This window comes from Flavobacterium sp. T50_26, from assembly GCF_057652995.1.
In genome coordinates this window covers 77,585-86,284 of record NZ_JBYFCC010000019.1, presented here as the reverse complement: position 1 = coordinate 86,284, position 8,700 = coordinate 77,585, and the positions used below count along the sequence as shown (strand labels likewise).

7 protein-coding genes are annotated in these 8,700 nt (G+C 36.3%); all 7 read right to left on the bottom strand.

Annotation, left to right across the window (positions count from 1 at the left end; genetic code table 11):
• Positions 1 to 90 precede the first annotated feature (90 nt).
• The gene (gene guaB / locus AC23MC_RS12155) at positions 91 to 1,563 is read right to left on the bottom strand and encodes an IMP dehydrogenase (protein WP_487568621.1); all 1,473 of its coding nucleotides are present in this window, start codon (positions 1,561 to 1,563) and stop codon (positions 91 to 93) included.
• 64 nt (positions 1,564 to 1,627) lie between these two features.
• Entirely contained in the window at positions 1,628 to 2,317 is a 690-nt protein-coding gene (locus AC23MC_RS12150) for a lysoplasmalogenase family protein (RefSeq protein ID WP_487568620.1), read from the bottom strand.
• Between the two features lie 197 nt (positions 2,318 to 2,514).
• On the bottom strand, positions 2,515 to 2,685 hold the full coding sequence (locus tag AC23MC_RS12145; RefSeq protein ID WP_487568619.1) for a hypothetical protein: 171 nt from the start codon (positions 2,683 to 2,685) through the stop codon (positions 2,515 to 2,517).
• Between the two features lie 9 nt (positions 2,686 to 2,694).
• Positions 2,695 to 4,686: an NAD-dependent DNA ligase LigA gene (gene ligA, locus AC23MC_RS12140; RefSeq protein WP_487568618.1), complete on the bottom strand. Its 1,992-nt coding sequence runs from the start codon at positions 4,684 to 4,686 to the stop codon at positions 2,695 to 2,697.
• A gap of 27 nt (positions 4,687 to 4,713) precedes the next feature.
• The gene (locus tag AC23MC_RS12135) at positions 4,714 to 5,190 is read right to left on the bottom strand and encodes a DUF6495 family protein (protein ID WP_487568617.1); all 477 of its coding nucleotides are present in this window, start codon (positions 5,188 to 5,190) and stop codon (positions 4,714 to 4,716) included.
• Positions 5,191 to 5,656: 466 nt separating this feature from the next.
• Positions 5,657 to 6,034, bottom strand: coding sequence for a GxxExxY protein (locus AC23MC_RS12130; protein WP_487568616.1), 378 nt, complete (start codon positions 6,032 to 6,034; stop codon positions 5,657 to 5,659).
• A 300-nt stretch (positions 6,035 to 6,334) separates the two neighbouring features.
• Complete coding sequence (locus tag AC23MC_RS12125; RefSeq protein WP_487568624.1) at positions 6,335 to 8,656, bottom strand: ATP-dependent helicase; 2,322 nt, start codon at positions 8,654 to 8,656, stop codon at positions 6,335 to 6,337.
• Positions 8,657 to 8,700 lie beyond the last annotated feature (44 nt).

Here is an 8,700-nt window from a genome sequence, read left to right as displayed (position 1 = left end):
ACCATCTCTAAAAAACAACTTCGTGGACACTAAACAATTGATCCTTTTTCAGTAATTTTATATCGAACTCACGTTAATTAATAAAATAAACTACCTCGAATAATTTGGAGCCTCCTTCGTAATCGTCACATTATGCGGATGGCTTTCCCCTATTCCACTTGCTGTAATTCTTACGAATCTTCCTGTTTCTTGTAGAGTCGGAATATCTTTTGCTCCGCAATAACCCATTCCGGCACGAAGTCCGCCAATGAATTGTTGCATACTTTCGTTTAATTCTCCTTTGTATGGAACTCGGCCCACAATTCCTTCCGGAACTAATTTCTTCACATCATCTTCCACATCTTGAAAATAACGGTCTTTTGAGCCTTCTTGCATCGCTTCCACCGAACCCATTCCGCGGTAGGATTTGAATTTTCTTCCTTCAAAAATAATGGTTTCTCCCGGCGATTCTTTGGTTCCGGCTAATAATGAACCTAACATCACACAATCAGCTCCGGCAGCAATCGCTTTCGGAATATCTCCTGTGTAACGAATTCCGCCATCCGCAATCACCGGAACTCCGCTACCTTTTATGGCAGCTGCCACTTCCAACACCGCAGAAAATTGTGGAAATCCAACTCCGGCAACCACTCGAGTTGTACAAATTGAACCCGGTCCGATTCCAACTTTCACCGCATCGGCTCCGTTTTCTACTAAATATAATGCTGCTTCCGGGGTGGCGATATTTCCAACCACCACATCTAAATCAGGGAATTTAGCTTTCACTTGTTTTAAAACCGTTACAACACCTTGTGTATGTCCGTGTGCTGTGTCGATTATAACCGCATCCACACCGGCATTCACCAAAGCTGTAGCACGTTCTAACGCATCAGCCGTTACGCCAAGAGCAGCAGCCACACGCAAACGACCAAATTTATCTTTATTCGCAATTGGTTTTTGAGTCAGTTTGGTAATATCCCGAAAGGTAATTAACCCAACCAATTTATAGTTTTTATCAATCACCGGAAGTTTTTCAATTTTATTTTGCTGTAAAATTCCTTCTGCTTGTTGCAAAGTTGTTCCTTCCTCAGCTGTGATTAAATTTTCAGCCGTCATCACTTCTAAAATCGAACGGGAATTTATCTTTTCAAAACGCAAATCACGATTTGTTACAATTCCTTTCAAAGTTCCGTTTTCATCCACAACCGGAATTCCGCCAATGCTAAATTCACGCATCGCAGCTTTTGCATCGCCAACCGTTGCTGTTAAAGGTAAAGTGACAGGATCCAAAATCATTCCGGCTTCTGCCCTTTTCACTTTTCGCACTTTCGCAGCTTGTTGCTCAATTGACATATTTTTGTGCAAAACACCAATTCCGCCTTCTTGAGCCATCGCAATCGCCATTGAACTTTCGGTCACCGTATCCATTGCAGCAGAGGCAATTGGAACATTAAGCGTAATATTTCTTGAAAATTTAGATTGAATACTTACTTCGCGGGGTAAAACTTCAGAGTAGTTGGGAATGAGCAGAACATCATCGTAAGTTAATCCTTCGCCGATGATTTTTGTTGTGTGTGCTTTCATTGTTGCAATTTGTAGTTAAATTGCGTGCAAATATACAAAATTTAACGATACAAAATACGATGAATTAACGGTTAAATTTCGAAGGTTTTTCTATACGAACCAAAAAATAAGAAACCATACAATAATAGGTTGCCAATTGGAAGAAAATATTGATGTAATTAAACATATCAATCGGTTCAATAAAATGATAAAACGAATAAAATACGTCAGAAATCACGATACACAAAGCCATAATCGAAAAATACAATGCCGCTTTTGAAGCTTCTGAAAAGAAATTAATCAATGAAAGTGCCGTGAGAATCAGCAATGTAAATCCGTAAAACAAAAAGATAATATAACGTTCTGTGGATTCCGGTTCAATTAAATCGATGATGGAAAATAAGACAAATAATAGGAAAACAACAATCAAAATTCCTAAAATGATATTGGAAACAGAAAGTTTTTGCGGAACTAAATCATCAATTCCGAATTTAATCAGAATGCAATAACTAATAAAAAAGCAGAGAATTATCCATAAAACATCAAAATCAGGATCGAGTAAAACTAAAATATCGCCCACAAAACAAGCCAACAATGAAACGGAAAACCACCAATTTATTCGTTTAAATCGGTGTTGTAAATAATAAAAATAAATTGCGGGAATTACGATTGGTTTCGCAAATAATTCTAATTCCTGTAAATCAAAAAGTACGGCAATCACCACCAATAAACTGGAAATGAGATACAAGTACAATGCCGGTTTTTGTTTATTCATCGACCAAATGTATAAAACTTTTTGCAAGATTAGAAGCTATTCCGTCTTTCCGCTACAATTTTGTTTGTTCCGGTTTGTTTTTCTAAAAAATCGGGAGAGCTTCCGTTGGTCGCTTCCCGCTTTTAAGAAAAAACTAAACCGCAACGGCACAAAGATTTCCGCTGCAATACGGGCTAGGGAATTGTGCTGTTAAGGAATTATTCCTCAGATATTTTTATTTCCAAAGAAGAAATACTATTCAACTCTTCAATCTTGAAATTGTTATATCCAAATTCAAGTTCATCACGTTCTTTCGTTCCTAACTTTCCATAATTTTTCTCTTTGAATTCTCCGAAAGTTATTTTGTTTTTATTTTTTGTATCATTCATAAGTATAAATTAATTATTCAACATCCCCAAAAAATCATCTTCACTAATAATTGCAATTTTTAATTGATTCGCTTTTTCCAATTTGGCAGGTCCCATATTTTCTCCGGCAACCACGTAATCCGTTTTGGTAGAAATGGAACTTCCTACTTTTCCGCCGTTGTCTTCGATGGCTTTCTTTAAATCATCACGTGAAAATTTTTCAAAAACACCGGAAACGACAAACGTTTTTCCGGCAAACTTATCACTTACTTGTGTGTTTTTCTCCACTAATTCAAACTGAATTCCAACTGATTTTAAACGTTCAATGGTTAATCTATTTTCAATATTCTCAAAAAACTCGATGACACTTTGTGCAATTTTATCGCCAATTTCATCTACTAAAATCAAATCCATCAAACTGGCATTCGCAATAGCATCAATATTTTTGTAATGTTTCGCCAACTTTTTAGCGACTGTTTCGCCCACATACCGAATTCCCAACGCATACAAAACTCGTTCAAACGGCACTTCTTTCGATTTTTCGATTCCGTTGATTAAATTCTCCGCACTTTTTTGAGCCATTCGTTCCAACGGAAGAATTTGTTCGATTTTTAAATCATACAAATCCGCATAATTTTTCACTAAACCATTTTGATAAAGCAACGCAACCGTTTCGCCACCCAACCCTTCAATGTCCATTGCTTTTCGAGTAATATAGTGCTGAATGCGACCAACAATCTGTGGCGGACAACCATAAAAATTCGGACAATAATGATTGGCTTCGCCTTCTTTTCGCTCTAAAGCGGTTTGGCATTCGGGACAATTCGTAATATAAACCGTTGGAAACGATTCATTTCCTCTTTCGGCAACTGCAATAATTTTCGGGATAATTTCGCCACCTTTTTCTACAAAAACTTTATCACCAATACGAATATCTAATTTTTCAATTTGATCGGCATTGTGCAACGAAGCTCTTTTCACAATCGTTCCTGCCAATTGAACCGGTTCTAAATTCGCCACCGGAGTAATCGCTCCCGTTCTTCCCACTTGATAGGAAATCGAATTTAATCGGGTGGAAACTTGCTCTGATTTGAATTTATACGCCATTGCCCAACGAGGCGATTTGGCCGTATAACCCAATTCGTCTTGGTGTTGCAAACTGTTGACTTTAATTACAACTCCATCTGTTTCATACGGTAAATCGTGTCGGTGAACATCCCAATAGGTTATGAATTCCAACACTTCTTGCATATTTTTGGCTAATTTGGCTTGATTTGGCACTTTAAAACCCCATTTTCGGGCTGTTTCCAAACCTTCAAATTGTGTTTTGAACGGAAGATTATTTCCCACAATAAAATACAACAAACAATCCAACGGACGTTTGGCAACCTCAGCACTGTTTTGTAATTTCAAACTTCCGGAAGCTGTATTTCTTGGGTTGGAATAAGGTGTTTCTCCAATTTCGATTAACTCTTGATTCATTTTTTCAAAACCGGAAAATGGTAAAATAATTTCACCACGAATATCAAATTTTGGCGGATAATTTCCTTTTAATTGCAGTGGAATGGAACGAATCGTTTTTACATTATTCGTCACCTCATCACCTTGAAAACCATCGCCACGCGTCACGGCTTTTTTTAATTTTCCGTTTTCGTAAGTAATGCTGATTGAAGCTCCGTCATATTTTAATTCACACGTATATTCCAAATCAACATTGCCTAACATTTTTTGAATTCTGGTTTCCCAATCCATCAAATCTTCGGTAGAATACGAATTATCCAACGAATACATCCGATGTTCGTGAGCAACGGTATTAAAATTTTTAGTGATGCTTCCTCCTACTCGTTGCGTTGGCGAATTTTCATCAAAAAACTCAGGATGTTGGGTTTCTAAATCTTGTAATTTTCTCAATAATTGATCAAACTCAAAATCGGAAATAGTGGGTTTATCCAACACATAATAGTTGTGGTTGTGCTGATTGAGTTCGTTACGAAGGGATTGAATTTGAGTCTGAATATCCATGGTCTGTGTTGCTGAGTTGCTGAGTTTTTAGTTTGCGTTGACTATTTTATCAATTTGTTGGTACAATTGTCCGTCACTTAAAATCGCTCCTTGTTGAATGATGTCAAAAATAGCGGCATTTCGTTCGCCTTGGTATTCTTTTCGTCCTACGTGAATGTCGATTGCATCGGTGAACAAATTTTTCACCATCCATTCCAAACCTTGTGACGTCATAAAATCGACTTCGGGTTCTAGTGTTTTCAAAACAATGGATTTGACTTCTGTTTCTAAACAATGAAACATAAAAATATGGTTTTTAGAAAAATGTTCTAAATAATTGGTTTGGATCAAAACACCTTCCCAAATTAAATCGGAGAAAACATCTAATTCTTGCTCGGCTATTTCAGGTTTATTGGTTTTTATTTCATCCCATTCTTTTTTGTCAATGGATTGGGTGGCTAAAAAATTAGCAAATTCTTGATGAAGGGCTTCGAATTGTTCTTTGGTTAGTCTACTGTATTTCATTTTTTCTCGCTTTTTTTTCTCGCAAAGTCGCAAAGACGCAAATTTTTGATAACTTCAATTTTATTCTAATTCATTTTTGTTCATCGCCGAACTTTCTTTCTCGCTGTTTATTTTTGCACGCAAAGTCGCAAAGTCGCAATTTTTTGATAACTTTAATTTTATTCAAATTCATTTTTGTTCATCGTCGAACTTTATTTCTCGCTATTTATATTTTCTCGCAAAGTCGCAGAGACGCAAATTTTTGATAACTTCAATTTTATTCTAATTCATTTTTGTTCATCGCCGAACTTTATTTCTCCCTGTTTATTTTTTCTCGCAAAATCGCAGAGACGCAAATTTTTGATAACTTCAATTTTATTCTAATTCATTTTTGTTCATCGCCGAACTTTATTTCTCGCTTTTTTTTGTCTCGCAAAGACGCGGAGACGCAAAGTTTTAAAGTCACATATATTTTTGTTTTTCTTATTTAAAGACCATTTGCAATTCTGGTAATGCCGTTTTTAATTAATGGAACATTAAAATTCACTATTAAACCTAATTTACAATGTGTGATTTTTAAATAGGTTAAAATTTGTTTTGGTGTTACATTAGATAGTTGTTCAACAGATTTTAATTCAGTAATAACTTTATCTTCTACGATTAAATCTGCACGAAAACCAATATCCATAACTAATTCATCCCAATAAACCGGTAGTGCTTTTTGTCTTTCAACTTTTAACCCTAATTTCGTTAACTCATAAAATAAAATCTCTTCGTAAACACTTTCTAACAAACCAGGACCAAGTTTTTTATGAATCTTGAAACATAAATCTACAATAATTGTGGCTATTTCGTTTTCTGTCATATTTATTTTTTATTACTGGTAGTTTTTGTTTGTTTCTCGCATTTTTTTGTTTCTCGCAAAGACGCAAAGACGCAAAATAAATATTGCTGATAAAATCTTTTTTTAAACTTGCAGTTATAATGTCAAAACTAACAAATAAAATCTCTTCGTCTTTAAAACTTCGCGACTTTGCGAGAAAAATAATATTCATCTTCTACGAAACAAATTATTCATTATCTAGTCAAAATGTTGGGATCTCAAAAACTTTGCGTCTCTGCGTCTTTGCGAGAAACTTAATACAATCGTTGTGAGAAACAAAATTTAACCAATGACATCTAGCTTCGCAAACCTGAGCAAAAGCTTCTTAATCCCACCTACATCAAATTTAATCTCGGCTTTTTTGTCTGCTCCCACTCCTTCAAGGTTTAAAACTTGACCTTTGCCGAATCGTTCGTGCATGACGATGTTACCGGGAACTAAACCGGAATCAAATAAATTATTCCCTGATGGTGCGTTGCTGGAAACGGGTTTTAATTTTCGTATTGTGGAAGTCGGTTCTTCTCCATATCGTTTTGGTGGCGTTCCATTGGTTGGTTTGGCTAATCGTAATCGTGATTTATCTACATCGCCAAAAATGTCATTATCAATCATCGGTTTGTAGCGATAACCGGTTTCTACCGCACTGATGTATTCCAAATAGCGATCATCAATTTCTTCGATAAAACGAGAAGGTTCGCTATCCATCAATTTTCCCCAACGATAACGAGATTGAGCATAAGTGAGATAAGCCTGATGTTCAGCTCGGGTTAATGCTACGTAGAATAAACGGCGTTCTTCTTCCAATTCGCTACGTGTATTCAAACTCATTGCACTTGGAAACAAATCTTCTTCCATTCCCACAATAAAAACAGTTGGAAATTCTAATCCTTTTGCTAAGTGAATGGTCATTAATGCCACACGATCATCATCGCCGGTGTCTTTGTCTAAATCCGTTGCCAAAGCTACATCTTCCAAAAATTCTGATAATGCTCCTCGTGCTCCATCAATTTCTTTTTGTCCTTCGATAAAATCTTTGATACCGTTTAGTAATTCTTCGATGTTTTCAATTCTCGCAATTCCTTCGGGAGTTCCGTCTTTTTTGAGTTCTTGCACCAAACCGGTTTTTTTAGAAACGTGATCGGCAAGAAAAAAAGCATCTTGGTTTTCGTTGATAACTTGAAAACTTTTGATCATCATTACAAAATCTTCGAGTTTTCGTTTGGTTCCGGAATTGAGTTTGAGGTCAATTTTATCAATATTTTCCATTACTTCAAAAATGGAACGCTTGTAATGATTGGCTGCGACAGTTAACTTTTCAATAGTACTGTCGCCAATTCCACGAGCGGGATAATTGATTACTCGCACCAACGCTTCTTCGTCTTTTGGATTGATAACCAAACGCAAATAACACAGCACATCTTTGATTTCTTTGCGTTGGTAAAAGGATAATCCGCCGTAAATTCGATACGGAATGTCACGTTTTCGCAACGCATCTTCCATCGCACGGGATTGAGCATTGGTTCGATATAAAATAGCGAATTCACCATTTTTCATTTGGTTTCGCATTTTTTCATCGAAGATTGTTGAAGCGACGAATCGACCTTCTTCACCATCGGTAATGCTGCGATTGACTTTTATTTTCGGACCGTCTTGGTTGTGCGTCCAAACCACTTTGTCCAATTTGGTTTTATTTTTATCGATGATGGAGTTTGCTGCTTCAACAATATTTTTGGTAGAACGATAATTTTGCTCTAATCGAAACATTTGCACGTCAGCATAATCTTTTTGAAAATTTAAAATATTGTTGATGTTTGCTCCACGAAACGCATAGATACTTTGAGCATCATCACCTACCACACAAATATTTTGAAAACGATCGGACAACGCTCGAACAATTAAATACTGCGAATGGTTAGTATCTTGGTACTCATCCACCAAAATATAGCGAAAACGGTCTTGGTATTTGGCCAACACATCCGGAAAACGATTCAGTAATTCATTTGTTTTTAATAACAAATCATCAAAATCCATTGCTCCCGATTTGAAACAACGTTCTACATAATTATTGTAGATTTCACCAATTCGCGGTTTTTTACTCATCGCATCTTGTTCCATTAATTCCGGATTATTGAAATAGGCTTTTACGGTAATTAATGAATTTTTATAGGACGAAATTCGGCTAAAAACTTGTTTTGGTTTGTAAATATCTTTGTCCAATTGCATTTCTTTGATGATGGCTCCGATTAAGCGAACACTATCTTGAGCATCATAAATGGTAAAATTGCTTGGATAGCCTAACTTTTCGGCTTCAATGCGAAGAATTTTAGCAAAAACGGAGTGAAAAGTTCCCATCCAAAGGTTTTTGGCTTCGTTGCTACCCACGATATCGGAAATCCGTTTTTTCATTTCACGGGCCGCTTTGTTGGTAAATGTGAGCGATAAAATATTGAACGCATCAACTCCAAGGCTCATTAAATAGGCAATTCGCATTGTGAGCACACGTGTTTTTCCTGATCCTGCACCGGCAATCACAATCATTGGTCCGTCTTTTTGTAGCACGGGTGCACGTTGAGCTTCGTTGAGTTGATTTATATATTCTTGTATCATAGTTTTTTTAGCAAAGCTCAAAAATAAGCTTACTTATGATT